Source organism: Streptomyces sp. NPDC043870, from assembly GCF_056435785.1.
The window spans coordinates 56806-83079 of record NZ_JBWKDT010000016.1 but is presented as its reverse complement, the minus strand read 5'-3'; the positions used below and the strand labels follow the sequence as shown (position 1 = coordinate 83079).

At 71.0% G+C, this 26274-nt stretch carries 19 protein-coding genes and 1 riboswitch; of the genes, 6 read left to right on the top strand and 13 right to left on the bottom strand.

The window, feature by feature from the left end:
* Positions 1-89: 89 nt before the first annotated feature.
* Complete coding sequence (locus AC0699_RS20940) at positions 90-3044, bottom strand: bifunctional acetate--CoA ligase family protein/GNAT family N-acetyltransferase (protein ID WP_478662287.1); 2955 nt, start codon at positions 3042-3044, stop codon at positions 90-92.
* Between the two features lie 175 nt (positions 3045-3219).
* Here AC0699_RS20940 and AC0699_RS20935 point away from each other — a divergent pair, with 175 nt between their 5' ends.
* Complete coding sequence (locus tag AC0699_RS20935; RefSeq protein ID WP_453663478.1) at positions 3220-3501, top strand: HPr family phosphocarrier protein; 282 nt, start codon at positions 3220-3222, stop codon at positions 3499-3501.
* Positions 3502-3638: 137 nt separating this feature from the next.
* On the opposite strand, the gene AC0699_RS20930 is transcribed toward AC0699_RS20935, so the two are convergent.
* The 4 genes from AC0699_RS20930 to AC0699_RS20915 form a co-directional block, all read right to left on the bottom strand.
* Complete coding sequence (locus AC0699_RS20930; RefSeq protein ID WP_478662283.1) at positions 3639-4316, bottom strand: GntR family transcriptional regulator; 678 nt, start codon at positions 4314-4316, stop codon at positions 3639-3641.
* A gap of 203 nt (positions 4317-4519) precedes the next feature.
* Positions 4520-5293, bottom strand: coding sequence for a M23 family metallopeptidase (locus AC0699_RS20925; protein WP_478662280.1), 774 nt, complete (start codon positions 5291-5293; stop codon positions 4520-4522).
* A 13-nt stretch (positions 5294-5306) separates the two neighbouring features.
* A riboswitch (cyclic di-AMP (ydaO/yuaA leader) is annotated at positions 5307-5470 on the bottom strand.
* Between the two features lie 207 nt (positions 5471-5677).
* Positions 5678-7060 carry a M16 family metallopeptidase gene (locus AC0699_RS20920; protein WP_478662432.1) on the bottom strand — a complete coding sequence of 461 codons (1383 nt, stop codon included), beginning with the start codon at positions 7058-7060 and terminating at the stop codon, positions 5678-5680.
* 17 nt (positions 7061-7077) lie between these two features.
* The gene (locus tag AC0699_RS20915; protein ID WP_478662277.1) at positions 7078-8424 is read right to left on the bottom strand and encodes a M16 family metallopeptidase; all 1347 of its coding nucleotides are present in this window, start codon (positions 8422-8424) and stop codon (positions 7078-7080) included.
* Between the two features lie 211 nt (positions 8425-8635).
* Between AC0699_RS20915 and AC0699_RS20910 the strand changes: the two genes are divergently transcribed.
* On the top strand, positions 8636-11086 hold the full coding sequence (locus AC0699_RS20910) for a DNA gyrase/topoisomerase IV subunit A (protein ID WP_478662275.1): 2451 nt from the start codon (positions 8636-8638) through the stop codon (positions 11084-11086).
* Between the two features lie 53 nt (positions 11087-11139).
* Here AC0699_RS20910 and AC0699_RS20905 read toward each other — a convergent pair whose 3' ends face one another.
* The 4 genes from AC0699_RS20905 to AC0699_RS20890 are packed head-to-tail and all read right to left on the bottom strand — an operon-like array spanning position 11140 to position 15782.
* Positions 11140-12282, bottom strand: a complete 1143-nt coding sequence (locus AC0699_RS20905; protein WP_478662272.1) for a DUF1266 domain-containing protein — start codon at positions 12280-12282, stop codon at positions 11140-11142.
* Positions 12279-13433 carry a DUF1266 domain-containing protein gene (locus AC0699_RS20900; protein WP_478662270.1) on the bottom strand — a complete coding sequence of 385 codons (1155 nt, stop codon included), beginning with the start codon at positions 13431-13433 and terminating at the stop codon, positions 12279-12281. Before AC0699_RS20900 ends, AC0699_RS20905 begins: the two co-directional genes overlap by 4 nt.
* Positions 13434-13475: 42 nt before the next feature.
* Positions 13476-14564, bottom strand: coding sequence for a CobW family GTP-binding protein (locus tag AC0699_RS20895; protein ID WP_478662267.1), 1089 nt, complete (start codon positions 14562-14564; stop codon positions 13476-13478).
* A gap of 51 nt (positions 14565-14615) precedes the next feature.
* Complete coding sequence (locus AC0699_RS20890; protein WP_478662264.1) at positions 14616-15782, bottom strand: citrate synthase/methylcitrate synthase; 1167 nt, start codon at positions 15780-15782, stop codon at positions 14616-14618.
* 101 nt (positions 15783-15883) lie between these two features.
* On the opposite strand from AC0699_RS20890, the gene AC0699_RS20885 reads away from it, so the two are divergent.
* The 3 genes from AC0699_RS20885 (at position 15884) to AC0699_RS20875 (ending at position 20020) form a co-directional block, all read left to right on the top strand.
* A complete protein-coding gene (locus tag AC0699_RS20885) occupies positions 15884-17125 on the top strand; it encodes a citrate synthase (protein WP_478662261.1) in 1242 nt (413 codons plus the stop codon).
* A gap of 535 nt (positions 17126-17660) precedes the next feature.
* The gene (locus tag AC0699_RS20880; RefSeq protein ID WP_478662258.1) at positions 17661-19325 is read left to right on the top strand and encodes a sensor histidine kinase; all 1665 of its coding nucleotides are present in this window, start codon (positions 17661-17663) and stop codon (positions 19323-19325) included.
* Between the two features lie 17 nt (positions 19326-19342).
* A complete protein-coding gene (locus tag AC0699_RS20875; RefSeq protein ID WP_478662430.1) occupies positions 19343-20020 on the top strand; it encodes a response regulator in 678 nt (225 codons plus the stop codon).
* Positions 20021-20133: 113 nt separating this feature from the next.
* Here AC0699_RS20875 and AC0699_RS20870 read toward each other — a convergent pair whose 3' ends face one another.
* The 3 genes from AC0699_RS20870 to AC0699_RS20860 all read right to left on the bottom strand — a co-directional run bounded on the left by AC0699_RS20870 (position 20134) and on the right by AC0699_RS20860 (position 24516).
* Entirely contained in the window at positions 20134-21726 is a 1593-nt protein-coding gene (locus AC0699_RS20870) for a solute symporter family protein (RefSeq protein WP_478662255.1), read from the bottom strand.
* The gene (locus AC0699_RS20865; RefSeq protein WP_478662252.1) at positions 21723-22217 is read right to left on the bottom strand and encodes a DUF485 domain-containing protein; all 495 of its coding nucleotides are present in this window, start codon (positions 22215-22217) and stop codon (positions 21723-21725) included. Before AC0699_RS20865 ends, AC0699_RS20870 begins: the two co-directional genes overlap by 4 nt.
* 181 nt (positions 22218-22398) lie before the next feature.
* The gene (locus AC0699_RS20860; RefSeq protein WP_478662249.1) at positions 22399-24516 is read right to left on the bottom strand and encodes a DNA gyrase/topoisomerase IV subunit B; all 2118 of its coding nucleotides are present in this window, start codon (positions 24514-24516) and stop codon (positions 22399-22401) included.
* A gap of 437 nt (positions 24517-24953) precedes the next feature.
* Here AC0699_RS20860 and AC0699_RS20855 point away from each other — a divergent pair, with 437 nt between their 5' ends.
* On the top strand, positions 24954-25184 hold the full coding sequence (locus AC0699_RS20855; RefSeq protein ID WP_469771585.1) for a DUF7455 domain-containing protein: 231 nt from the start codon (positions 24954-24956) through the stop codon (positions 25182-25184).
* Between the two features lie 196 nt (positions 25185-25380).
* On the opposite strand, the gene AC0699_RS20850 is transcribed toward AC0699_RS20855, so the two are convergent.
* Complete coding sequence (locus AC0699_RS20850) at positions 25381-26211, bottom strand: serine protease (RefSeq protein WP_478662246.1); 831 nt, start codon at positions 26209-26211, stop codon at positions 25381-25383.
* Positions 26212-26274: the final 63 nt, after the last annotated feature.

Below are 26274 nucleotides of genomic sequence, written 5' to 3'. Positions count from 1 at the left end.
GCCCTACGCGTCCCCCTTCGTTCCTCTGTTGCCCGCGGGGGAAGGACGGCGGGGACGGGCCGGACGGGCCGGACGGGCCGCTCAGCCGGTCAGTAGCTGGGTAGCCGCCGCGGGCCGAGGTCGGTGCGGGGCGGTGGCGGGGCGAGCCGTACGGAGGCGCTGAGCACCGAGAGGCCGTGCTCGGCGACCACGACCGGTTCGAGACTGATGGCGACCACTTCAGGATGGTCGTCGACCAGCCGGGAGACACGGAGGAGCAGTTCTTCGAGGGCGGCGGCGTCGACGGGCGCGGAGCCGCGCCAGCCGAAGAGGAGCGGGGCGGTCCTGACGGACCGGATGAGCTCGGCGGCGTCGCGGTCGGTGGCGGGGACGAGGCGGTGGGCGGTGTCGCCGAGCAGTTCCGTGGCGGGGCCGGCGAGTCCGAAGGACAGCACGGCGCCGACGGCCGGGTCGATGGCGGCGCGGACCACGGTGTCCACACCGCGGGGGACCATCGCCTGCACGACGGGCTGGAGCTCCTCGGACTTTCCGAAGGTCTCGGTCAACTCGGCGTACGCCTGGCGCACTTGGTGCTCATCGGCGAGGTCCAGGCGTACTCCGCCGAGGTCGGCCCGGTGACGCAGGTGCGGGGCGGTGGTCTTGAGGGCGACGGGGTAGCCGAGCCGGGCTGCGGCGTGGACGGCCGCGTCGGGGGTGGGCGCGGGCCGTACCGGCCGTACGGAGATCCCGTACCGCCCGAGCAGCTCCCTCGTGTCGTCGTCCGCCAGGGTGACGCCCCGGTCCCCCGGGACCCCGTCGAGCAGCCGCTCGATGAGCGTGGCGGCCCCGCTCTCGTCGATGTCCTCGTACTGCGGCACCTTCCCCGGCTCGGCGGCATCCCGCCGCCACTGTGCGTACCGCACGGCCTCGGCCAGCGCCCGCACGGCACGCTCGGCTGCCGGATATGCCGGAATCCAGCGGTCGGCGGCCGGTCCGCCCTCCGGGTAGGTCTCTCCGGGCGTCGTGGCACCGGCCGGGGACGGGTCCGGCCGCACCGGTGCGGCCGGACCGGTGCGGGGCCCGGGGCCCGCCGGGGGCCGGGCGCCCGACTGCGGTGCGGGCAAGGGCCCGTGTGCCTGGGCGGCGAGGGTGTCGGCATCGGCTCCCGGGCCGGGGGACGGGCGTGGAGGCGCCGAACTCGTCGCCGCGGAGAGCGCCTCGGCCAGTCCGCCGAGTTCGACGTGCACGACGACGACCGGCTTCGCCGGAGCTGTCGCGGCGGCGGTGCGCAGCGCAGCGGCCAGGACCTCGCCGTCACCGGATTCCGTGACGCCGTTGTCGCCGACCCAGGGGATCGCGTTGACGACCACCGCGTCGCACGCCTCGTCCCGAAGCGCTGCCACCAGCGCGTCGCAGAAGTCCTGCGGCGTCGCCTCCGTCGTCAGGTCGCGCGGCGGCAGCGGCCGCAGCCCCTCCGTGAGGCAGGCGTCGTACGTCAGCAGGCCGAGCGACTCGGAGTTGCCGAGGATCGCCACCCGCGGGCCGGCGGGCAGCGGCTGCCCGGCCAGCAGCAGCCCGGCGTCGACGAGTTCGGTGACCGTGTCCACCCGGATGACGCCCGCCTGCCGCAGCAGCTCCGCCACCGTCTCATGGGGAATCCGCGTCACCGGCACCGCGTGCCCGGGCGGCGCGCTGCCGCTGTGCCGCGCGCCCTTGACCACCACGACCGGCTTGACCGCCGCCGTGCGCCGGGCGAGCCGGGTGAACTTCCGCGGGTTGCCGATCGATTCGAGGTAGAGCAGGACGACGTCGGTGTCCTGGTCCTCGTACCAGTACTGCAGGAAGTCGTTCCCGGAGACGTCGGCGCGGTTGCCGGACGAGATGAACGAGGACAGCCCGGCACCGCGTCGGTGCAGCCCGCTGAGGAGCGCTATGCCGATCGCACCGGACTGGGTGAACAGCCCGATCCGCCCGCGCGCCGGGCTCTCCGGCGCGAGCGACGCGTTCAGCCCGACCGCGTCCGCCGTGTTGATGATCCCGAACGCGTTGGGCCCGATGATCCGCATTCCGTAGGAGCGGGCCTGCCGCACCAGTTCCCGCTGCCGCTCGAGCCCCTGCGCACCGCTCTCCGCGTACCCGGCGGCCAGCACGACCAGGCCCTGCACCCCGTGCTCGCCGCAGTCGGCGACGACCTCCGGCACTCCTTCGGCCGGTACGGCGACGACCGCGAGGTCGACGGGCTCGCCGGTCTCCGCGACGATCTCCGCGACCGAACGGAAGGCGGGCACACCGTCCAGCTCGTTCATGTCCGGGGCGAGGGCGCGATTCACCGCGTACGTGCGCCCGGTGTACCCGGCATCGAGCAGATTGCGCAGCACCGTACGGCCCACTCCGCCGGGCGCGCGGCCTGCCCCGATCACGGCCACCGACCGGGGCGCGAGCAGCCGCTGCACCGACCGTGCCTCGGCCCGCTGCTCCCGCGCGCGCTGCACCGCGAGCGACTTGGCCGTCGGTTCGAGGTCGAGTGTGAGATGGACGGACCCGTCCTCGAAACTCCGCTTCTGTGTGTACCCGGCATCCGTGAAGACCTTGATCATCTTGTTGTTCGCGGGCAGCACCTCCGCCGCGAACCGCCGGATGCCCCGCTCCCGTGCGACCGCCGCGATGTGCTCCAGCAGGGTGGACGCGACGCCCCTGCCCTGGTGGGCGTCCTGCACCAGAAAGGCGACCTCGGCCTCGTCGGCGGGCGCCGACGCCGGCATGCCGTCGGCGTTGATGCGGTCGTAGCGGACGGTCGCGATGAACTCGCCGCCCACCGTCGCGGCGAGCCCCACCCGGTCCACGTAGTCGTGGTGAGTGAACCGGTGCACGTCCTTCGCGGAGAGCCGCGGGTACGGCGCGAAGAAGCGGTAGTACTTCGACTCGTCCGAGACCTGCTCGTAGAAGCTGACCAGCCGCTCGGCATCCTCGGTGGTGATGGGCCTGATGCGCGCGGTGCCACCGTCACGCAGCACCACGTCGGCTTCCCAGTGGTCGGGGTACGCGTGATCCGACGGGGTCTGCATGGGGCAAGAGTACGGCCAGGACACCGGTCGCGAACCCGGATGCGCCGGGGCAGGCTGGGGGCATCCCCAGAGGGCCGGCCGGCGGGTGCACCCGGACCCGAGGCCGGTTCGAGAGCACTTCGCAACCCATGAGAGACTGGTCTAGACAACCGCTGAGACTTCGAAGGGCAACACCATGGCTGAGCGCCGCGTCAATGTCGGCTGGGCCGAGGGCCTGCACGCCCGCCCCGCCTCCATCTTCGTTCGTGCCGCCACGGCCTCCGGCGTCCCGGTGACGATCGCCAAGGCCGACGGTGCACCGGTCAACGCCGCCTCGATGCTCGCCGTGCTGGGCCTGGGCGCGCAGGGCGGCGAGGAGATCGTGCTCGCCTCGGACGCAGACGGCGCGGACGCCGCCCTGGACCGTTTGGCGAAGCTGGTCGCCGAGGGTCTCGAGGAACTCCCCGAGACCGTCTGAGTCCCCCTCGAATTCACGGCGGAGCCGCGGCCCTGAATTATCGGGCCGCGGCTTCTTCGTTTATCCGCGCACTCGTCGCCAGGGCAGCGAAGAACAGCCCGCCCATAAATGGCTGCTCTTTGTATACGACGCTTCTGTTAATTGCAGTCACCTGTCGTGTTTACGGAATGTTGCGAAGCCCTCACACCCACCGGGATGCGCAACCGGTGCGCGCTCGTGGCCCGCTCGGCGTGCATCGAGGTGAGCGCGCGGGCCCGCTCGGCGTCGCCGCGCGCCACCGCGTCCACGATCGCACCGTGCTCGGCCCAGGACTCGACCGGCCGGGCGGGCGGCTCGACGGAGTACATCCAGGCGATCTTGTGCCGGAGCTGGGTGAGAAGCGCGGTGAGTCCGGGGCTGCCGGAGGCCTGGGCGAGGGTCTCGTGGAACCACCCGCCGAGCGAGCGCAGATCCTCGCCCTGGCCCCGCCGGGCCCGCTCCTGGCCCAGTCTGACCAGGCCGCGCAATACCTTGAGATGAGCCTCCGTGCGCCGCTGGGCGGCCCGCGCCGCGCCCAGCGGCTCCAGCAGCATCCTGATCTCCAGCAGGTCGACGGCCTCCTGCGCGGTGGGCTCGGCGACACACGCGCCCGCGTGCCGGCGCGTGACGACGAAGCCCTCCGACTCCAGCGTGCGCAGCGCCTCACGCACGGGGACGCGTGATACGCCGTAGCGGCGCGCCAGCTGCTCCTCGGTGAGCCGGCTGCCGCGCTCGAAGACACCGGAGACGATGTCGTCGCGGATCGCCGTGCATACCGAGCGCGCAGGAATGCGCATACCGAACCTCCGCCTTAATTCGCGCGAAACCCAGTCGAGCGACGCCTGTTCAGTGACTCTATTGCAGCGGGCCGGAATTTCGGATGGCAAACGAGAATCCGTGGATATCTTTTGGCCTGAATACGCCGAAGGCCCCGGCTCGATCCGTACCGAGCCGGGGCCTTCGTCGTGTGCGAGGGTCGTCCGAGGGGTCGTCCGAGGGGTCAGACCCTGACGCCGTGCGAACGCAGATACGCGACCGGGTCGATGTCCGAGCCGTACTCGGGGCTCGTGCGGGCCTCGAAGTGGAGGTGCGGGCCGGACGAGTTGCCGGTCGACCCGGAGAGGCCGATCTGCTGGCCCGGGGTGACGGTCTGGCCGACCGAGACGCCGATGGACGAGAGATGGCCGTACTGGGTGTACGTGCCGTCGTGCATCCGGATCACGATGTTGTTGCCGTACGCGCCACCCCAGCCGGCCTCCACGACCGTGCCCATGCCGACGGCGACGACCTGCGTGCCGGACGAGGCGTGGAAGTCGACGCCGGTGTGGCTGCCGGAGGACCACTGCCCGCCGCCGGCGTGGTAGCTCGTGCTCACGTACGAGCCGGCGACCGGGAGGGTGTAGGACAGCAGCCGCTTGCGCTCTGCCTCGCGAGCGGCGCGCTCACGGGCCTCGCGGGCCTCCTTGGCGCGGGCTTCGGCCTTGCGCTTCGCCTCGGCCTCGGCCTTCGCCTGGGCGGCGGCCAGGGCGGCCTCCTCCTGCTGGGCGGCGGCCTGGGCGTCGATCTGCTCGGCGAGCGAGTCGTCGACGACGATGGCCTGGGTGAGGCCGGTGTCCTCGGTGGGTGAGCTGTCCGCGTCGGCGGCGAGCGCCGGAGAGGCGAGGGTTCCGATGACGCCGGTGGTGGCGAGGGCCGCGACCGATGCGACACCCGCGCTCTTGCGCGACAGCCGGCTCGGACCACGATGCTTCCCGGTGGCACGGGTGAACGCCATGTAGTGGCTGATCCTTTCCTTCCTTCTCGCCTACCGGGTTAGCTGACGGGTTCGGAGCAGGAAGGTCTCCTACGGGCCCCTCCGCACGGATGCGAAGGCGTCCGATTCACCCCAGGGGACATTTGGGTCCCCGGCTCCCCAGGCTCGCGCCTGACGGGGACTCGGCGATGGCTGACCGATGCCGCGGGTGCGGCTGGTGCAACTGGCGGACAGCGCAAAAGACGCTAAGCCGATCTTCGTTCAATCACCAAACAGACACGCAGTTTTGTAGTGCACGCCACAGGGCAGACACCCCACCTCTCCAATAAAACGGACATAGGGGAAGGCCCCGTTGGCGCGTGGCCAACGGGGCCTTCCCGGTCCGCCGGATCGCCCGGCGGTCAATCAGCCCGTGACAACGGTCACTTCACCGATTCCGAGGGCCTTGACCGGCTCCTCGATCTCGGCGGCGTCCCCGACGAGGACCGTGACGAGCCGGTCCACGGGGAAGGCGCTGACGGCCGCGGCCGTCGCCTCGACCGTGCCGGTCTCGGCCAGGCGCGCGTACAACTGCGTCTGGAAGTCGTCCGGGAGGTGCTGCTCGACCTGGTCGGCGAGCGTGCCCGCGACGGATCCCGCCGTCTCGTACTTCAGCGGGGCGACGCCCACCAGGTTCTGTACGGCGACATCGCGCTCCGCGTCCGTCAGTCCCTCCGCGGCGAGGGTGCGCAGCACCTTCCAGAGGTCGTCCAGCGCCGGGCCGGTGTGCGGGGTGTCGACGGAGCCGCTGATGGCGAGCATCGCGGCGCCCGTGGCCCCTCCCGGGGACGTGGGGGCCCCGGAGCGCAGCACCTGGCCGAAGGCACGCACTCCGTACGTGTATCCCTTCTCCTCGCGCAGGACGCGGTCCAGGCGCGAGGTGAGGGTGCCGCCCAGGCAGTACGTGCCGAGGACCTGGGCCGCCCAGACCTGGTCGTGACGGTCCGGACCGATCCGGCCGATCAACAGCTGCGTCTGGACGGCGCCGGGGCGGTCGACGATGACGACGCGGCCCGTGTCGTCGGCGGTGATCGGCGGCACCGGACGGCTCTCGGCCGCGTCACCGGTCCAGTCGCCGAGCGTGTCCGCGAGCACGGCGTCCAGATCGACACCGGAGAGGTCACCGACGATCACGGCGGTGGCCGCGGCGGGCCGGACGTGCGCCTCGTAGAAGGCGCGGACGGCGGCGGAATCGATCCGCTCGACGGTCTCCTCGATGCCCTGGCGGGGCCGCGACATCCGGGAGGAGGCCGGGAAGAGCTCCTTCGAGAGCTCCTTGGCGGCGCGGCGGCTCGGGTTCGCGGTCTCGTGCGGGATCTCGTCCAGCCGGTTGCGTACGAGCCGCTCGACCTCGCTGTCGGCGAAGAGCGGCGCGCGCAGCGCCTCGGCGAGCAGGCCGAGGGCCTTGGGGAGCCGGGAGACCGGCACCTCGAGGGAGACCCGGACGCCCGGGTGGTCGGCGTGCGAGTCGAGTGTGGCGCCGCACCGCTCCAGCTCCGCGGCGAACTCCTCCGCCGTGTGCTTGTCGGTGCCCTCCGAGAGCGCCCGCGCCATGATCGTCGCGACGCCGTCCAGCCCCTCCGGCTCGGCGTCCAGGGGAGCGTCGAGGAAGATCTCGACCGCGACGACCTGCTGGCCGGGGCGGTGGCAGCGCAGAACGGTCAGGCCGTTGTCGAGCGTGCCGCGGTCGGGAGCGGGGAAGGTCCACGGCTTGGCCTCGCCGGGCTGCGGCTGCGGATGGAAGTCCATGGTCACGGCAGCGTCGGTCACTGGTCCGCTCCCTCTGCGTCGTCGTTGTCCTCGGTGGCGTCAGCTGCTTGGACGGGCTCGTACACGAGCACCGCCCTGTTGTCCGGGCGCAGCTGAGCCTTGGCGACCGCCTGCACTTCCTCGGCGGTGATGTCGAGGACGCGCTGGACGGCGCTGAGCGCCAGCTGGGGGTCGCCGAAGAGCACGGCGTACCGGCACAGTTCGTCGGCGCGGCCCGCGACCGTGCCGAGACGGTCCAGCCACTCGCGCTCCAGCTGGGCCTGCGCCCGCTCCATCTCCTCGGCGGTGGGGCCCTCGGCGGCGAACCTGGCCAGCTCGTCGTCGACGGCGGCCTCGATGTCCGGCACCTCGACGCCGGCGGACGTCTTCACATCCAGCCAGCCGAGCGAGGGCGCCCCCGCGAGGCGCAGCAGACCGAAGCCGGCGGCGACGGCCGTCCGGTCGTGGCGCACCAGACGGTTGTGGAGCCGGGACGACTCGCCTCCGCCGAGCACGGTGAGCGCCAGGTCGGCGGCGTCGCACGCGCGCGTGCCGTCGTGGGGCAGCCGGTAGGCGGCCATCAGGGCCCGGGCGGGGACGTCCTCGCGGATCTCCTCGCGCAGCTGCTCCCCGATGATCTCGGGCAGCGTGCCGTCGCGCGGCGGCTGCTTGCCGTCGTGCATGGGGATGGAGCCGAAGTACTTCTCGATCCAGGCGAGGGTCCGCGCCGGGTCGATGTCGCCGACGACCGAGAGCACCGCGTTGTTCGGCGCGTAGTACGTACGGAAGAAGTTCCGCGCGTCCTCCAGCGTCGCCGCGTCCAGGTCGGCCATCGAGCCGATCGGGGTGTGGTGGTACGGGTGGCCCTCCGGGTAGGCGAGCGCGGTGAGCTTCTCGAAGGCCGTGCCGTACGGAACGTTGTCGTAGCGCTGGCGGCGCTCGTTCTTGACGACGTCCCGCTGGTTCTCCATGGACTCGTCGTCCAGCGCGGCGAGCAGCGAGCCCATGCGGTCGGCCTCCAGCCAGAGCGCGAGCTCCAGCTGGTGGGCGGGCATGGTCTCGAAGTAGTTGGTGCGCTCGAAACTGGTGGTGCCGTTGAGCGAGCCGCCCGCTCCCTGCACCAGCTCGAAGTGGCCGTTGCCCGGTACCTGCGCGGAGCCCTGGAACATCAGGTGCTCGAAGAGGTGAGCCAGGCCCGTACGTCCCCTGACCTCGTGGCGCGAGCCGACGTCGTACCAGAGGCAGACCGCGGCGACCGGGGTCAGGTGGTCCTCGGAGAGCACCACGCGAAGGCCGTTGGCCAGGCGGTGCTCGGTCGCTGTCAGGCCGCCGGAGCCGGCCTCAGCTGTGGCCGTGTGACCCATGGGCATGTCGTCCCTTCGATCGCGTTGCAGGATGTCCTGCCACTGTATGCAAGCGTGCTGACACCTGGCGAAGTTCCTGGTGCTTCCGCCCTCTGTTCCGGGTCGCGGTCGGCCCTCTGTTCCGGGTCGCGGTCGGCGTTGTCAGCGGGACGGTCCACAATGGTCCGCGTCAGATCCCGTACATCATGTTGGTGAAGGAGCCGCAGCAGCGATGGCCCGCCGCAGCACGAAGACGCCGCCGCCCGACGACTTCGAGGAGAAGATCCTCGACATCGACGTCGTGGACGAAATGCAGGGCTCCTTCCTCGAGTACGCGTACTCGGTGATCTACTCCCGTGCCCTGCCGGACGCCCGGGACGGCATGAAGCCGGTGCACCGCCGGATCGTGTACCAGATGAACGAGATGGGGCTGCGCCGCGACCGGGGCTATGTGAAGTGTGCCCGTGTCGTCGGCGAGGTCATGGGCAAGCTCCACCCGCACGGTGACGCGTCGATCTACGACGCGCTGGTGCGCATGGCCCAGCCCTTCTCCATGCGCCTTCCGCTGGTCGACGGCCACGGCAACTTCGGATCGCTGGGCAACGACGACCCTCCCGCCGCCATGCGGTACACGGAGTGCCGGATGGCCGACGCGACGAGCCTGATGACCGAGTCGATCGACGAGGACACGGTCGATTTCTCACCGAACTACGACGGGCAGGAGCGGGAGCCCGTCGCGCTGCCCGCGGCCTTCCCGAATCTCCTGGTCAACGGCGCCTCCGGCATCGCGGTCGGCATGGCGACGAACATGCCGCCGCACAATCTGGGCGAGGTCATCGCCGCCGCGCGCCATCTGATCAAGCACCCGGGCGCGGATCTCGAGACGCTGATGCGTTTCGTCCCGGGCCCGGACCTGCCGACCGGCGGCCGGATCGTCGGTCTGTCCGGGATCAAGGACGCGTACGAATCGGGCCGCGGCACCTTCAAGATCCGCGCGACGGCGACCGTGGAGGACGTGACGGCGCGCCGCAAGGGCCTCGTCGTCACCGAACTGCCCTTCAGCGTCGGCCCGGAGAAGGTCATCGCGAAGATCAAGGACCTGGTCGGCTCGAAGAAGCTGCAGGGCATCGCGGACGTCAAGGACCTCACGGACCGTGAGCACGGACTGCGCCTGGTCATCGAGATCAAGAACGGTTTCATTCCCGAGGCCGTGCTGGAGCAGCTCTACAAGCTGACGCCGATGGAGGAGTCCTTCGGTATCAACAATGTGGCGCTGGTCGACGGCCAGCCGCTGACGCTGGGCCTCAAGGAGCTGCTGGAGGTCTATCTCGACCACCGCTTCGAGGTCGTCCGGCGCCGCAGCGAGTTCCGGCGCGGGAAGAAGAGCGACCGGCTGCATCTGGTCGAGGGCCTGCTCGTCGCCCTGCTCGACATCGACGAGGTCATCCGTCTCATCCGCTCCAGCGACAATTCGGCGCAGGCCAAGGAGCGGCTCATCGCGCACTTCTCGCTCAGCGAGGTCCAGACGCAGTACATCCTGGACACGCCGCTGCGCCGGCTCACCAAGTTCGACCGGATCGAGCTGGAGAGCGAGCGCGACCGGCTCAACGCGGAGATCGCGGAGCTGACCCGGATCCTGGAGTCGGACGCGGAGCTGCGCAAGCTCGTCTCCTCCGAACTGGCCGCGGTGGCCAAGAAGTTCGGCACCGAGCGGCGCACGGTGCTGCTGGAGTCCGCGGGCGCGGCGGTGACGTCCGTGCCGCTGGAGGTGGCGGACGACCCGTGCCGGGTGCTGCTGTCCTCGACGGGGCTGCTGGCCCGTACGGTCACCGGTGAGCCGCTGCCGGGCGACGGCGGCAGGCGCACCAAGCACGACGTGATCGTCTCCGCCGTGCCCGCGACGGCGCGCGGTGACGTGGGCGTGGTCACCTCTGCGGGCCGGCTGCTGCGGCTCTCGGTGATCGATCTCCCGCAGCTTCCGGACACCGCTTCGGCGCCGAACCTGTCGGGTGGGGCGCAGCTCTCCGAGTTCCTGTCCCTGGAGGCGGACGAGACGGTGATCTGCCTGACCACCCTCGACGAGGCCTCGCCCGGCCTGGCGCTGGGCACGCTCCAGGGTGTGGTCAAGCGGGTCGCGCCGGACTATCCGGCCAACAAGGACGAGCTGGAGGTCATCGGCCTCAAGGACGGTGACCGGATCGTGGGCGGCGTCGAGCTCCGCACGGGCGAGGAGGACCTGGTCTTCATCACCTCGGACGCCCAGCTGCTGCGCTTCCAGGCGTCGCAGGTCAGGCCGCAGGGCCGCCCGGCAGGCGGTATGGCGGGCATCAAGCTGGCCGAGGGCGCCGAGGTGATCTCGTTCACCGCCGTCGACCCGGCGGCGGACGCCGTGGTCTTCACGGCCGCGGGCTCGACGGGGGCACTGGACGACTCGGTGACGTCGGCCAAGCTCACGCCGTTCGACCAGTACCCGCGCAAGGGCCGGGCGACCGGTGGTGTGCGCTGCCAGCGGTTCCTCAAGGGCGAGGACGTGCTGGTGCTGGCCTGGGCGGGGGCGGCCCCCGCCCGCGCGGCGCAGAAGAACGGCAGCCCGTCGGAGCTTCCGGAGATCGATCCCCGGCGCGACGGATCGGGTACGCCGCTGACGAAGCCGGTCGAGTCGCTGGCGGGCCCGGCGTCGTAGGCGCGGCCAGGTCCTGGTAGCGCCCCTCCGATCCCGGCACGGCGGAGGGGCGCTCAGCTCCAGGGGATGTTCCGCCAGGGGCTGCCCTCCTCCGCGACGAGCAGCCGGTGGGCGGAGAGCGCGTCCTCGTAGAAGGAGCCGTACTCCTCGTCGTCGAAGCGCAGGACCCTGCCCAGCAGATAGCCCGCCGAGAACTCTCCCCACGAGCGGTACGCGGCCTTGCTGAGCGCACCCGCGTGGACGATCGCCTGCTCCGCCTCGTACGGAGTGCACAGCCGGGCGGCCAGCCCCCAGCGGGCCAGGCAGCTCGCCCGCCCGTAGTCGTACGCGGCGGCGGTGGCGACCCAGCCGTCGTCGGGCAGCAGCCCGTCGGCCCGGAATCTTGCCTCGTACCGGAGGATGCGGCGGACCAGCTCCTCCATGTCCTTGACGAGTTCGGGCGGGGCTCCCCGGTCCTGGAGGGACCCGGCAGCGGTCTCCCGCCAGAGGCCGGCGGGCGGCAGCTCGCCCAGGCCCTGGCACAGTCGTTCGCGCACCTTGAGTGCGAATTCCGGCTCGGGCGGGCTGTTGGAGTAGTCCAGCAGCGCGGAGATCTGCTTCTGCCAGCCTGTGTTGTCGGTGAGACCCCAGTCACGGCGCAGCCTGCTCCGGTCGCACTCGTAGTCGGTGTAGACCGCACCGAGCTCGTTCCACGGCACGCCGTCCCGCACCACGAGGTGCGCCCCGCACGCGAGCCCGAAGGCGAGCGGCCCGAACAACGGCCCGGTGTGCAGGGCTGTCAGCCGGTGCCGCGTCGAGCGGTCGTTCTCCGCGTGGTACCGGCGCCATGCGGCGCGGTGCTGGGGCGATGCCGGCAGATGGACGGCCGCCGGAGTGCCGGGATTGACGGCCAGCCACAGCGCAGGGTCGTTCCAGGTGTGCTCGGCCGCCATGTCCAGGTCTATCTCGTGGAAGACCCAGTCCGGGTGCCAGGGCGGCAGCATGCCGCGGGTGAGCAGGGGCCTGAACCGTGTTCCGGTCGTCGGTTCCGTGGCGACGCGCCAGCGGTACATGCCCGGCTCCGCGTCGACCTCGTGGCGGGCCTGTCCGACGTAGAGCCGCTCGGCTGCCAGCACCCGCAACTGCGCGTCCACGTCCCCGCGCTGCCCGGCCTCGCACAGCGCTCGCTCCACCGGAGTCGGGGGGATCCAGTTCATGACCACGGAATGCTCCGATAAGGGCTGTTCGGATCCTGGGTGAGCATCCGGTGCTGGACGACCGACTCCTGGTACGTCCGCCCGAACTCGTCCTCGTCGAAGGCGAGTACACGCGCCAGGCAGTACGCCGCCGAGAACGCGCTCCACGAGGCGTACCTCTCCTGGCTCAGCCTGCCCGCCTTCAGCACCGCCTGCTCCGCCTCCTGCGGATCGCACAGGCGGGCTCCGAGCCCCATCCGCACGAAGGTGATGATCCGTCCGTAGTCGAACGCGGCCGCCGAGTCGACGCGTTCACCGGCGCCGAGCACCCCGTCGGCGCGGAAGCGCTCCTCGTAGCGGGCGATCCGCTTCGTGGTGTCCCGGACCTCCTCGACGGTCTCCTCGTCCGCTCTGCGCGTCATGAGGGTCCGCGTGACGTCGTCCAGCCACTCCTCTTCGGAGGGGTGCCGGCCCAGGCGTCCGGCCAGCCCGGCGCGGGCACTCAGGGCGATGGCCTCCTCCCTGCCGGAGAGCCTGGCCTCGTACAGGTCGGCGAGCTTGTCGCGGTACTGGGCGCGGTTCCTCACCCTCCAGGTGCCGCGCAGGGTGCCGATGTCCGTGGGGTAGTCGAAGTACGTCGTGCCGAGTTCGTTCCACGCGACGCTGTTGTGCAGCGCCAGATGCGCGCCGCAGGCCAGCCCGTGGGCCAGGGCTCCGTGCGACGGGCCGTGGGAATGCGTGACCAGCAGGCCGCGCGGTGGACCGCCGGCCTCTTCGGCTGTCTTCAGCCACGCCTTGCGGTGGGACCGCTTGGCGTCGACGCTGATGGCGCACGGCGTACCCGGGTTGACGGCCAGCCGCCACTTGTCGTTCGGCCATGCCCGGGCCAGCTCGGCGAGGGTCGTGGACCGGTGCACCCACTCCGGGTGCCAGGGCGCCAGCATGCCCGCCGTGAACACCGCGATGCCCCACTGACCGGTCAGCGGGTCCTTGACGGGAACGAGCGGGGCGGCGGAACCGGGGGTGTCCGCGTACAGCCGGCCGACGGGCAGGAACAGCCTGGCGCGCGCGAGGACGGCGAGTCCCGCCTCCTGGCCGCCGGCCGTCCTTGCCTCGTACAGCAGTTGTTCCGTTTCGGTCGGCGGTACCCACCCCGTTGTCCCTGTCGTCACGGGTTGATCCTATGAACCGCCTACTTCCCGTCGAACAAGGGGTCACTGCAAGTAGCCGTCCGGGCCCTGCTGTTCGGGCACGTATCGCAGGACGCCCCACATGCTGTGTTCGGCCGGGGCGTCCTGCGGTCCGGTCACCCGGGCGGCATCGAGCCCTTCGAGCAGGGCGTCGGTGTCGGTGCCGGAGCCGATGAGGACCAGCTGGGTCTGCCGCGCGGCGGTGTCGCCCGCCGGCCAGGGCTCCGGGTAGAAGCGGAGGAAGCGGCCGACCGCGTGGACGGCGTACCGGTTACGGGGGTCGGCCTCGCCGAAGTCGACGAAGCCCTTGATCCGGTAGAGCCCCTCGGGCCGCGAGTCGAGGAAGTCCAGCAGCCTGCGCGGGTGGAGGGGCTCGGCGGCGGTGAACGAGACGGTCTCGTAGGCGGCGTGCAGATGGCCGTCGTGGTCGTCGTGGCCGTCGTGCTCGTGGTCGACCTGCTCGTGCTCGTCGTCGTAGAGGTCCTCGAACGACAGCTGGCCCACGCGCTCGCCACGCGGGCGGCACTCGAAGAGCAGCTCGGGATCGACGCGCCCGTACGTCGCCGGGATCACCGCGGCCTCGGCGAGCCCCTCGATCCGCTCGCGCAGCAGTTGCCCGGCGGCCTCGTCGATCCGGTCCGCCTTGTTGAGCACGATCAGATCGGCGATGCCGAGATGCCGGTCGATCTCGGGGTGCCGCTCGCGGGTGGCCTCGAACTCGGCGGCGTCGACGACCTCGACGAGGCCGCCGTACACGATCCGTTCGTTCTCACTGGCCAGGAGCATTCGGACGAGTTCCTGCGGCTCGGCGAGACCGCTCGCCTCGATGACGATCACATCGAGCCGGGCGGCGGGCCGGGTGAGCTTGTCGAGGAAGACGTCCAGCTCGCTCGCGTCCACCGCGCAGCACAGACAGCCGTTGCCCAGGGACACCGTGGAGTCGCCGAGCTGGCCGGCCACGGTCATGGCGTCGATCTCGATCGACCCGAAGTCGTTGACGATGGCGCCGATCCGGGTCCCGCGGCCGGCCCGCAGCAGATGGTTGAGCAAGGTCGTCTTGCCGGATCCCAGAAAGCCCGCGAGAACGATGACGGGGATCTGCGGCTGGCTCAAGACGGCTCCTCCGGGGCTCTCGGTTCGGTCGGAGCCCCAGGATAGGGCGGGTCAGGAGGCCGCCGGGAGCGGCTGGGGCGGCGGCGGACCCACATAGCGCGCCGCCGGGCGGATGATCTTGGAGTCCTCGGCCTGCTCCAGGATGTTGGCGCTCCAGCCGACCACCCGGGCCGCGCAGAACGTCGGAGTGAACATGTCCCGCGGCAGTCCGCACAGCTCCATGACCACGCCCGCGTAGAACTCCACATTGGTGTGCAGTTCGCGTCCCGGCTTCAGCTCCGCGAGGATCGCCTCGACCCGTGCCTCCACCTCGACCGCGAGGTCGACCAGCGGCCCGCCGAAGCTCTGGGCGATGGAGCGCAGCATGCGTGAGCGAGGATCCTCCGTGCGGTAGACCGGGTGTCCGAAGCCCATGATCCGCTCCCCCGCGAGAACCCGTTCCCTGATCCACGGGTCGATGCGGTCCGGCGTGCCGATCGCGTCGAGCGTGTCCAGCGCGCGGCTCGGCGCGCCGCCGTGCAGCGGCCCCGAGAGCGCTCCGACCGCGCCGACCAGGCAGGCCACGAGATCCGCACCGGTGGAGGTGATCACCCGGGCGGTGAAGGTGGAGGCGTTGAATCCGTGGTCCACGGTGGAGATGAGGTACTGCTCGACCGCCCGCGCGCGGCCGGCGTCCGGCTCGGAACCGGTCAGCATGTAGAGGTAGTTGGCGGCGTACGGAAGATCCTCGCGCGGTTCGACCGCCTCCAGTCCCCGGCCGAGCCGGTACAGCGCGGTCAGCAGCGTCGGCACGGCGGCGCAGGCCGCGAGCGCGTCCGCACGGCGGCGTCCGGCGTCGAGGTCGTACACGGGCCGCAGCCCCGCCGACGCTCCGAGCAGTGAGAGCGCGGTGCGCAGTCCGGCGAGCGGGCCGGACGGGGCGCAGGAACGGGCGATGGCGGGCAGTGCCGCCCGGACGTCGTCGGGCAGCCGGCGCAGTGACGCGGTCCGCGTCAGGAAGGCCTCGCGCTGCGCGGCGTCCGGCAGCCGGCCGTGGAACATCAGATGCCAGACGTCCTCGAAGCTGCTGCTCTCCGCGAGCTCCACGGCCGAGTACTGGCGGTAGTGGTAGAAGCCCTCGCGCCCTCGGACGTCACCGAGCGCGGTGTCGGTGACCACGACGCCCGCGAGTCCGCGCGGGACGTCGAGAGGCGCGGCTGCCCCGTTGGTGCTCTGCATGGTTGGTGTCCTCCCTTAGTTGATTCGACTGTCCATGCTTGACTTTGTCGCTGTCAATATTGATTGAATCAATACATGTACAGGGTGTGTACGGTGTCCTCATGACGGATCAGGATCACGCCGCGGACGGAGAGCGGCTGACCACGCGCGAGGCGGCCGAACGGCTCGGCGTGAAGCCCGAGACGGTGTACGCGTACGTCAGCCGCGGGCAGCTCGCCAGCCGACGCGATCCCGCCGGGCGCGGCAGCACGTTCGACGCCAAGGAGGTCGACGCGCTCGTCCGCAGGGGCCGCCGGGAACCGGCCGCCGGCAGCGACGCCGTCCAGCGGATCCGCACGGGCATCACGCTGATCGACAAGGACCGCTACTACTTCCGCGGCGTCGACGCGACCGAACTCGCGCGCCGGTACGACTACGAGGAGATCGCCGACTGGCTGTGGACCGGCACGCTGCGGGCAGGCATCCGCTTCACCGCACCGCCCGACGCGCTCGCCGCGGCCCGGCGCGCGGTCGCGGCGCTGCCGGGCCACAGCGGCTCGACGGACCGGCTCCGGGTGGCGGCGATCGCCGCGGCGGCCGCCGATCCGCTCCGCTTCGACCTCGACCGGGACGCCGTGCTCGGCGTCGCCCGCATGCTCATCCCCACCCTGGTCGACGCGCTCCCCACGGTCGGCCGCGCGCATCGTGGCGAGGGCAGGCTCGCCTGGCGCCTCTGGTCACGGCTCACCGCCGAGCAGCCCGGCGAGGCGTCCCTGCGCGCCCTCGACATGGCGCTGTCGCTGCTGATCGACCACGATCTCGCCGCCTCGACACTCGCGGTGCGGGTCGCGGCGTCGGCCCGCGCTCATCCGTACGCCGTAGTGTCGGCAGGACTCGGTGCGCTGGACGGTCCGCTGCACGGGGCCGCCAGTGGGCTCGCCCACCGGATGCTCGCCGAGGTGCTGGAGCGCGGCAGTGCGGCGCCGGTCGTCGCCGACCATCTGCGCGCGGGCCGCCGGGTGCCGGGACTCGGCCACCGCCTGTACCCGGCCCAGGACCCGCGCGCCGAGGCCCTGTTCGACGTACTGGCGACGATTCCCGGCGCCCGCCCCGCGCTGGACGCCGCCAAGGAGGTCGAGGCGACGACCGCCCGCCAGGTGGAACTGCACGCCAATGTGGACCTGGCGCTCGCGGTGCTGTCGGTGTCGGCCGGAATGCCGGCCGAGGCGGGCGAGACCGTCTTCGCGGTGGCGCGCACGGCCGGCTGGATCGCGCATGCCCTGGAGGAGTACGAGGAGCGTCCACTGCGGATGCGCCCCAGCGGGCAGTACAACGGCCCGCGCCCGCCGAGACCGCTGCCTTGAGGCGTCCGGGCCGGCCGACCGGGCGGGCCCGGGCACCGGGCCCGTCGGCCCAACGGGCCCAGGGCCGACCGCCGTTGAGACCCCCCACCGCCGGCAGGCCGGTCGCAGCACCAGTACGGGCGTCAGCCCGCGCCGCCGGACGGCCGTCCCGGGCCCGCAGCCACGCGGCGGTGTCCCGGGACAGCCCGCCTTCCTCCGGCGGGCCGCCGTCAGCAGGACGGAGTCGTACGCCGGCAGGACGGCCCGCTCTGCGCCCAGGTCCACCACGCGCACCAGCCCGTCCTGCCGGGCGAAGGCCGACGTTACGGGTCTGCAGGTGGTGTTTCCGTCCTCTGCCTCGCACGAGATGCGGGCGACGGCGCAGCGCCCGGGGGATCGCCGCGCACCAGGGCGCACCGACGGGGGCTTGGGCTCTCAGCGGTGCCGGAAGCCGCGGCACATGGCTTGCGGCGCACGCGAACGGCGTGCGCGAACCGCGTGGGCACGGACGGTGACATTTCCCGAAGGGTGCCGGGGCCCCTTACCGTGCATGGGTATGAGCCCCGCACCGACCGGCCCCGCAGGCGCCCCCGCGAGACGGCGGCGGCTCGGCTGGCCGCGGCGGGTCTTCGCACAGGTTCTGCTGATGCAGCTGGCCGTCGCCACCGGCGTCACCGTGCTGGCCACCGGCCTCTTCCTGGCACCGCTGAGCGCCCAGCTCGACGACCAGGCCATGCGGCGCGCGCTCGCGATCGCCGAGACCTCCGCCTCGCCTCAGGTCGCCGAGGATCTCCTCACCACGCCGCCGTCCCTCCGCGGCCCCGTACAGGCCGAGGCGGAGCGTATCCGGGAGGCAGCCGGCGCCGAGTACGTGGTGGTCATGGACATGCGGGGAGTGCGCTGGTCGCACACCGACCCCGGCGAGATAGGCAGGGTCGTCTCCACCGACCCGAGTGAGCCTCTCGCGGGCAAGCATGTGATGGAGATCGACAGCGGCACCCTCGGCCGCTCCGCCCGCGGAAAGGTCCCGCTGCGCGACGACCAGGGCAAGATCATCGGCGCGGTCTCCGTCGGCATCGAGTACGACAGTGTCCGCGACCGTCTGCTCGCCGCCATTCCCGGGCTGCTCGCCTACGCGGGCGGCGCCCTGGCCGCCGGTGCCCTCGCCGCGTACATGATCTCCCGGCGGCTCCAGCGGCAGACCCACGACCTGGCCTTCTCCGATATCTCGGCGCTGCTCGCCGAGCGCGAGGCGATGCTGCACGGCATCAGGGAAGGCGTCGTCGCCCTCGACCGGTCCGGCCGGATCCGGCTGATGAACGACGAGGCGCAGCGCCTTCTCGGTCTCGGGCCGGAGGCCACCGGGCAACCGCTCGACGAGGTGCTCGGTGCCGGCCGCACCACGGATGTGCTGGCCGGCCGGGTGACCGGCGAGGACCTGGTGACAGTGCGCGGCCACCGCGTACTGATCGCCAACCGGATGCCGACCGACGACGGCGGCGCCGTCGCCACGCTCCGCGACCGCACCGAACTGGAACAGCTCGGCCGCGAACTGGACTCCACCCGCGGGCTGATCGACGCGCTGCGCGCCCAGGACCATGAACACGCGAACCGTATGCACACGCTGCTCGGGCTGCTGGAGCTGGAGATGCACGAGGAAGCCGTGGAGTTCGTGACCGAGGTCGTCGGGGTGCACCGGGCCACCGCGGAACAGGTCACCGAGAAGATCCACGACCCGCTGCTGGCCGCGCTGCTGGTCGGCAAGGCGACGGTGGCGGCGGAGCGGGGCGTCTCGCTGCGGATCTCGCCCGGCACCCTGCTGCCGGACCGGCTGGTCGACCCCCGTGGCCTGGTGACCGTCGTCGGCAATCTCATCGACAACGCGCTGGACGCAGCCGCCGGCTCCGAGGACCCGCGCATCGAGATCGAGCTGCGCGGCGAGGGGCGTACGGCCGTGCTGCGGGTCTCCGACAGCGGCCCGGGCGTCCCGGCCGAGCAGCGCGAGCTGATCTTCACCGAGGGCTGGTCCACGAAGGAGCTTCCTGCGCACGGCAAGCGGGGGCTCGGGCTCGCGCTGGTCCGGCGTTTCGCGGAGCGGCAGGGCGGCAGTGCCCGGGTGGCCGAGGCCGGTGCGGCCGTGGGCGGCGGTGCGGAGTTCACGGTCGTACTCCCCGAGGCCCTGACGGAACCGGGTCTCGCGACCGTGGGAGAGCCACGATGACCACGCTGCCCGACGAGCTGATCAACGTCCTGGTCGTGGACGACGACGTCCGGGTCGCGAACATCAACGCTGCCTATGTCTCCAAGGTGCCGGGCTTCCGGGTGGTCGCACAGGCGCACTCCGCAGCCGAGGCGCTCTCGCGGATCGCCGAACTGCCCGTGGATCTGATCCTGCTGGACCACTATCTGCCGGACGAGAACGGACTCTCGGTCGTCCGGGAACTGCGCCGCCAGGGCCACCAGACCGACGTGATCATGGTGACCGCGGCGCGCGATGTCGCCACCGTCCAGGCAGCGATGCGGCACGGGGCGCTCCAGTATCTGGTGAAGCCGTTCAACTTCGCCGGCCTGCGCGCCAAGCTGGAGGCGTACGCGGCACTCCGCCGCACCCTGGAAAGCGGCGGCGAGGCCGAACAGGACGAGGTGGACCGGATCTTCGGCGCCCTCTCGGCCACCGGCGCACCCGGCCTACCCAAGGGCCACTCCCCCACCACAGCCGAGCTGGTCCGCAAGGTCCTGCTGGCCGCCGACGCCGCGCTGTCCGCCCAGGAGATCGCCGAACGGGCGGGCGTCAGCCGCCAGACCGCGCAGCGCTATCTGAAGCTCCTGGAACGCTCGGGCAGGGTGCGGCTGTCCTTGCGGTACGGCGAGACGGGCCGCCCGGAGCACAGATACACGTGGGCGACGAGCGCCTAGGTGTATTGATCACGAGCGTTGTCAGCACTCGTGATCAACACCCCTGGCACTCCAGTGGGAACGACCCGCCCGGCGGGTCGTGCGGATCAGGCCCTGCCCGTCCTGTCAGTCCTCTACACCGCACCCGCCCCGGTCAGCGCCCGTACCTCCGTCTCCGCGTGCTTCGCCTCGTCCGGCTCCTCGGACGATGTGACCGTGCCGATCCAGCCCGCGAGGAAGCCCAGCGGGATGGAGACCACGCCCGGGTTCTGCAGCGGGAAGACATGGAAGTCCAGGCCCGGGAACAGCGCTTCCGGGCTGCCCGACACGACCGGGGAGAGCAGCACCAGCAGCAGTGCGGGAAGCAGCCCGCCGTACACCGACCACACCGCGCCTCGCGTGGTGAAGTTCCGCCAGAACAACGAGTAGAGCAGCACCGGCAGATTGGCCGAAGCGGCGACGGCGAAGGCCAGCCCGACCAGGAAGGCGACATTCAGATCGCGGGCGAGCAGGCCGAGGGCGATCGCGGCCGCTCCGACCCCGGCCGCCGCGACCCGCGCCACCGCGACCTCGCTGTACTGCTTCGCACGGCGGCGCTTCAGCGAGGCGTACAGGTCATGGGTGACCGAGGCCGAGGAGGCGAGCGTGATCCCGGCGACGACGGCCAGGATCGTCGCGAAGGCCACGGCCGCGACGACGGCGAACAGCACCGTGCCCCCGGTGGAGCCCGCTCCCCCTCCGAGGTCGAGGGCGAGCAGCGGAACCGCCGTGTTCCCCGCCGCGTTCGACGCCCGTACCTCGTCGGTGCCGAGAATGGCCGCGGCGCCGAAGCCGAGGACGATCGTCATCAGATAGAAGCTGCCGATCAGCCCGATGGACCAGACGACGGAGCGACGGGCGGCCCGTGCGGTCGGCACGGTGTAGAAGCGCGACAGGATGTGGGGCAGGCCCGCGGTACCCAGGACGAGTGCCAGCCCGAGGCTGATGAAGTCCAGGCGCGCGGTCCAGTCGCCGCCGTACCGCAGGCCCGGCGAGAGGAAGTCCCTGCCGTGGCCGCTCTGTTCGGCCGCGGAGTTGAGCAGCTGGTTGAAGTCGCCGTGGAAACGGATCAGTACGAGCACGGTGAGCGCGACTGCTCCCGCCATCAGCAGCACGGCCTTGACGATCTGGATCCAGGTGGTGGCTCGCATCCCTCCCAACGACACGTAGACGACCATCAGGGCGCCGACACCGATGACGGTCCATGAGCGTGCGGCTTCGCTCGTCCCGCCCAGAAGCAGAGCGACCAGGCTCCCTGCCCCCACCATCTGCGCCACCAGATAGAGAACGGACACGGTGACCGAGGAAGTTCCCGCCGCGATACGGACCGGGCGTTCGCTCATCCTGGCGGCGACCACGTCCGCGAGCGTGAACCGGCCGCAATTGCGGACGAGTTCGGCGACGAGCAGCAGCACGACCAGCCAGGCGACGAGGAAGCCCACGGAGTAGAGCATCCCGTCGTAGCCGTAGAGCGCGATGAGGCCGGAGATGCCGAGGAAGGAAGCCGCGGACATGTAGTCGCCGGCGATGGCGAATCCGTTCTCCATGGGCGAGAACAGGCGCCCGCCCGCGTAGAACTCCTCCGCCGAGCCACGGCGATTGCGGCTCACCCATGTGGTGATCGCCAGGGTCACGGCGATGAACGCGCTGAACAGCAGCAGCGCCAGAGTCTGGTGGTCGTCGGTCAACGCTCGTTCCCCCGCGTCATCTCCTGGTCGTGGGTCCGGTCGAAGACGGTCCACCGCAGATCGAGCGCCGCGCGGTCACGGCGCAGCCGGGCATGCCGGGCGTAGGCCCAGGTCAGCAGGAATGTGCTGAGGAACTGGCCGAGTCCGGCCACCATCGCCACGTTCACCGCGCCGGCGACGGGCCTCGCCATCAGCCCGGGTGCGGTGGTGGCGGCGATGACGTACGCCACGTACCAGACGAAGAAGGCGAGGGTCGCGGGTACGACGAATCGCCGGTAGCGGCTGCGCACCTCCTGGAAGGCGGCGCTGCGCCGCACCTCCACATAGATGTCCGTCGCGCTGTGGTGGTGCTCCGTGCCCGCGGCCCCGGGGGACACCGCGGGCACGGGTGCTCCCGACCCGTCCAGCTCGCCCCAGCCGGCGGCCAGCGCGTCGTACCACGGGTCGTCGAGCCGCACTGCCCCGGCGTCCCGGCCTTCCTGCTTCTCCACGCTCTGTTCTCCTTGTCAGCGAACCGTTTCGGCCGCGTGCACAAGGATGGACATAGCGGGAAGATCCAGGACTCTGCTCTTCTGTCTCTTCACCCCATCAGGTGATGGATGCCCCACCCTCCCGGGGGTGGGGCCCAGTTCGCTCCGCCCGGGCCGGCGAGGAGACCCGCCCGGGCCGGCCTCAGGCGTCGATGCGCGAGCGGTCGAGCGTCGCCGCGGAGCTCGTGATGAACTCCTTGCGCGGCGCCACCTCGTTGCCCATCAGCAGATCGAAGACCTGCTCCGCGGAGTCCAGATCACCGATGTTGATCCGGCGCAGCGTGCGGTGGCGCGGATCCATCGTGGTCTCCGCGAGCTGGTCGGCGTCCATCTCGCCGAGGCCCTTGTAGCGCTGGATGGAGTCCTTGAAGCGGATCCCCTTGCGCTGGAACTCGAGCAGCGTCGAGCGCAGTTCGTTGTCCGAGTACGTGTAGACGTACTTGTCCTGGCCCCTCTTGGGCTGGATCAGCTCGATCCGGTGCAGCGGCGGCACGGCCGCGAAGACCCGGCCGGCCTCGACCATCGGCCGCATGTAGCGCTGGAAGAGCGTGAGCAGCAGACAGCGGATGTGCGCGCCGTCGACGTCGGCGTCGACGAGGAGGACGATCTTGCCGTACCGAGCCGCGTCGATGTCGAAGGTCCGGCCGGAACCCGCCCCTATGACCTGGATGATCGCGCCGCACTCGGCGTTCTTGAGCATGTCCGAGACGGACGACTTCTGGACGTTGAGGATCTTGCCGCGGATCGGGAGCAGCGCCTGGAATTCGGAGTTCCGGGCGAGCTTGGCCGTGCCGAGCGCGGAGTCTCCCTCGACGATGAAGAGCTCGCTCCGGTCGACGTCGTCACTGCGGCAGTCCGCGAGCTTGGCCGGCAGCGAGGACGACTCCAGGGCCGTCTTACGGCGCTGCGCCTCCTTGTGCTGGCGCGCGGCGATACGTGTGCGCGCCGCGGCGACGGCCTTCTCCAGAACCGCCCGGGCCTGTGCCTTGGCATCGCGCTTGGTCGAGGTCAGAAAGGCCTTGAGCTCCTTGGCCACGACATTGGCGACGATCCGGTTGGCCGCGGAGGTGCCGAGGACCTCCTTGGTCTGGCCTTCGAACTGCGGCTCGGCGAGCCGTACGGTCACGACGGCGGTCAGGCCCTCGAGTGCGTCGTCCTTGACGATGTCGTCCTCGGCGACGCGCAGCAGCTTCGCGGAGCGCAGGACTTCATTGACGGTCTTGGTGAGGGAGCGCTCGAAACCGGTGACGTGCGTGCCGCCCTTGGGCGTGGCGATGATGTTGACGAACGACTTGACCGTGGTGTCGTAGCCCGTGCCCCAGCGCAGGGCGATGTCGACGGCGAGGTCGCGGGTGACCTCGGTCGGCGTCATGTGACCGCGGTCGTCGAGGACCGGGACGGTCTCCTTGAAGGTGCCGTTGCCGGTGAGGCGCAGGACGTCGCAGACGGCCTTGTCCTGTGCGAGGTACTCACAGAATTCGCTGATGCCGCCGTCGAAGCGGAAGATCTCCTGCGACTTGCCCTCGCCCGCCAGGTCGCGCTCGTCACGGACCACGATCGTGAGGCCCGGCACGAGGAACGCGGTCTGGCGGGCCCGCTGGTGGAGCGTCTCCAGGGAGAGCTTGGCGTCCTTGAGGAAGATCTGCCGGTCCGCCCAGTAGCGGACGCGGGTGCCGGTGCGGGTCCGGGGCACCCGCTTGCCCTTGATCAGCCCGTTGGCCGGGTCGAAGGGGGCGTCGGGGCCGGACTCGGTGAAGATGCCGGGGACGCCGCGCCGGAAGCTGATCGAGTGGGTCGCGCTGCCCCGGTCGACCTCGACGTCGAGGCGGGCCGAGAGGGCGTTGACGACGGAGGCGCCCACGCCGTGCAGGCCGCCGGAGGCCGCGTACGAGCCACCGCCGAACTTTCCGCCGGCGTGCAGCTTGGTCATGACGACCTCGACGCCGGACAGACCGGTCTTGGGCTCGACGTCCACGGGGATACCGCGACCGTTGTCCCGGACCTCCACAGAGCTGTCCTCATGGAGGATCACCTCGATGTGGTCGCAGTAGCCGCCGAGGGCCTCGTCCACCGAGTTGTCGATGATCTCCCACAGGCAGTGCATGAGACCGCGGCTGTCGGTCGATCCGATGTACATGCCCGGCCGCTTGCGGACCGCCTCGAGCCCTTCGAGGACGAGCAGGTGCCGCGCGGTGTAGTTGGAGCCGTCACGGTCTGCGGTCAGTACCGCACTGGACGGCACGGACGTTTCGGCGGTCACGCGGTTCGCTCCTCGCTGAATTTGAATCTGGCCCTGTGGGGGTAAAGGCCCGGCGTCGGTCGCCGGTCAGAGGGTACCGAGGCCTGGTAGAGCCGATGTAACGCCACCCTCGTGATTTCTCATGCTAGTCCAGAGTCGCATACACGTTCGATCCCTCGATGGAGTGACGCGCACATCACGTTCCCTTCGAGGCATGAACCATTTAGGCTCCGGGCACGTCCTCTTGAACAACCGGCAACCCAGCCGGGGAGGACGGCACGACAAAGACAAGCAAGCGAAACCGTAGAGCGAAGCAATACGGCACATTCGCCGCCAACCGGCAGCAGACAGCCACCTTGACGAAGAAGTTTCAGGGAAAAGGCACGAGCGGGAACGTTTTCGGCCTGGTTGGATGTTGACCCTGGTACGACAGCTCGTCGAGCTAGAGAAGAGGCGACGTGACTACTGTTCTGACCCCCGCGAGCCCGCTGACGGCCGCTGACCGCTGCGACCGCTGCGGCGCCCAGGCGTACCTGCGCGTCGTCCTGACAAGCGGCGGTGAGCTGCTCTTCTGTGCCCACCACGGGCGCAAGTTCGAGCCGGAACTCAAGAAGATCGCCGCAGAGATACAGGATGAGACGGACCGACTGACGGTCGTACCGGCCAACGCCGGCGACGACGAACGCTGACCTCGCATCCCACGACGAGCTAGCGGTCGGTCCCGGACCGGCCAATGGGCGGCCGCCCCTCAGACCAGGGGCGGCCGCCCATTCTCATATCCGTTCACATCAACAGGGCGAACCGGCAGATTCCGAATCCTGGCGCACTGTCACCACACACGTTCGGAATGTGACCAATTCCCTTTTACCCAGAGCTTTCCTGGACTCACAGCTTGTCCGCCAGCGACGCGAGCACCGCGGACACCCGGGTGTAGACCCCGGGGCTGTCCCCGCGGCCACAGCCGCTTCCCCAGGACACGAGCCCGATCAGCCGGCCACGCGCCACCAGCGGCCCTCCGCTGTCCCCCTGGCAGGCATCGTGCCCTCCTCCCGGATCACCGGCACAGAGCATCGTGCGCGCCATGTAACGGCCTCCTGCTCTGCCGGGATAGGCGCGCGCGCACACCTCGTCCGGCAGCACGCGGACAGGCGCGGAGCGCAGCGCGAAGGCATAGCTGCCGCCCCCTGTCGTATCGCCCCAGCCATAGACCGTCGCCGCGGTGCCCGGCGCGTACGCGGCATCGCCCGGGGCCGCTGCCCGGATCACGTACTTCGCGGGGAGCGCTTTCGACAGGGTGAGCACAGCCAGGTCCGAGGAGCTCGTGCGCGGGTCGTAGCCGGGCGCGATCAGCACCTGCCGCACCGGGATCTCATGACCGCCGGCGCCCCGCAGGTCCTCGCGTCCCGCGAGGACACGCAGATCGCGGACCTCGCTCACAGCCGCCCCCAGCACCTCACGGCTGAGGCAGTGGGCCGCTGTCAGCACCTTCGTCGGTGCCACCACCACGCCGCCGCAGAACTGTCCGCCCCGGATACCTCCGAACCGGTCACGGCTGGACAGGGCGACGACCCATGGGCTGTCCACGGACCGCACCGGCGCACCCCCGATGATGACGCTATCGGCGGCGGCCGGGGCCGGGGAAGCGAGCGGCGCCAGGACTGTTGCCGCGGCCAGGGCCATGGCTCCCGTCAGTGCTCGTGTAATGGGGCGACGCATGCGGCCTCCTGACTCTCCGGTGAACTCCGTCCACTCAGAGTCAGCCAGCGGGCCACTGCCCGC

What these genes read in the sequence shown, in the direction of transcription:
- AC0699_RS20905 (WP_478662272.1), bottom strand. Translation starts at nt 12,282, where the DNA reads ATGAACTGGATCCCCCCGACTCCGGTGGAGCGAGCGCTGTGCGAGGCC.
- AC0699_RS20880 (WP_478662258.1), top strand. Translation starts at nt 17,661, where the DNA reads ATGAGCCCCGCACCGACCGGCCCCGCAGGCGCCCCCGCGAGACGGCGG.
- AC0699_RS20935 (WP_453663478.1), top strand. Translation starts at nt 3,220, where the DNA reads ATGGCTGAGCGCCGCGTCAATGTCGGCTGGGCCGAGGGCCTGCACGCC.
- AC0699_RS20925 (WP_478662280.1), bottom strand. Translation starts at nt 5,293, where the DNA reads ATGGCGTTCACCCGTGCCACCGGGAAGCATCGTGGTCCGAGCCGGCTG.
- AC0699_RS20920 (WP_478662432.1), bottom strand. Translation starts at nt 7,060, where the DNA reads ATGGACTTCCATCCGCAGCCGCAGCCCGGCGAGGCCAAGCCGTGGACC.
- AC0699_RS20850 (WP_478662246.1), bottom strand. Translation starts at nt 26,211, where the DNA reads ATGCGTCGCCCCATTACACGAGCACTGACGGGAGCCATGGCCCTGGCC.
- AC0699_RS20915 (WP_478662277.1), bottom strand. Translation starts at nt 8,424, where the DNA reads ATGGGTCACACGGCCACAGCTGAGGCCGGCTCCGGCGGCCTGACAGCG.
- AC0699_RS20930 (WP_478662283.1), bottom strand. Translation starts at nt 4,316, where the DNA reads ATGCGCATTCCTGCGCGCTCGGTATGCACGGCGATCCGCGACGACATC.
- AC0699_RS20940 (WP_478662287.1), bottom strand. Translation starts at nt 3,044, where the DNA reads ATGCAGACCCCGTCGGATCACGCGTACCCCGACCACTGGGAAGCCGAC.
- AC0699_RS20885 (WP_478662261.1), top strand. Translation starts at nt 15,884, where the DNA reads ATGACGGATCAGGATCACGCCGCGGACGGAGAGCGGCTGACCACGCGC.
- AC0699_RS20910 (WP_478662275.1), top strand. Translation starts at nt 8,636, where the DNA reads ATGGCCCGCCGCAGCACGAAGACGCCGCCGCCCGACGACTTCGAGGAG.
- AC0699_RS20890 (WP_478662264.1), bottom strand. Translation starts at nt 15,782, where the DNA reads ATGCAGAGCACCAACGGGGCAGCCGCGCCTCTCGACGTCCCGCGCGGA.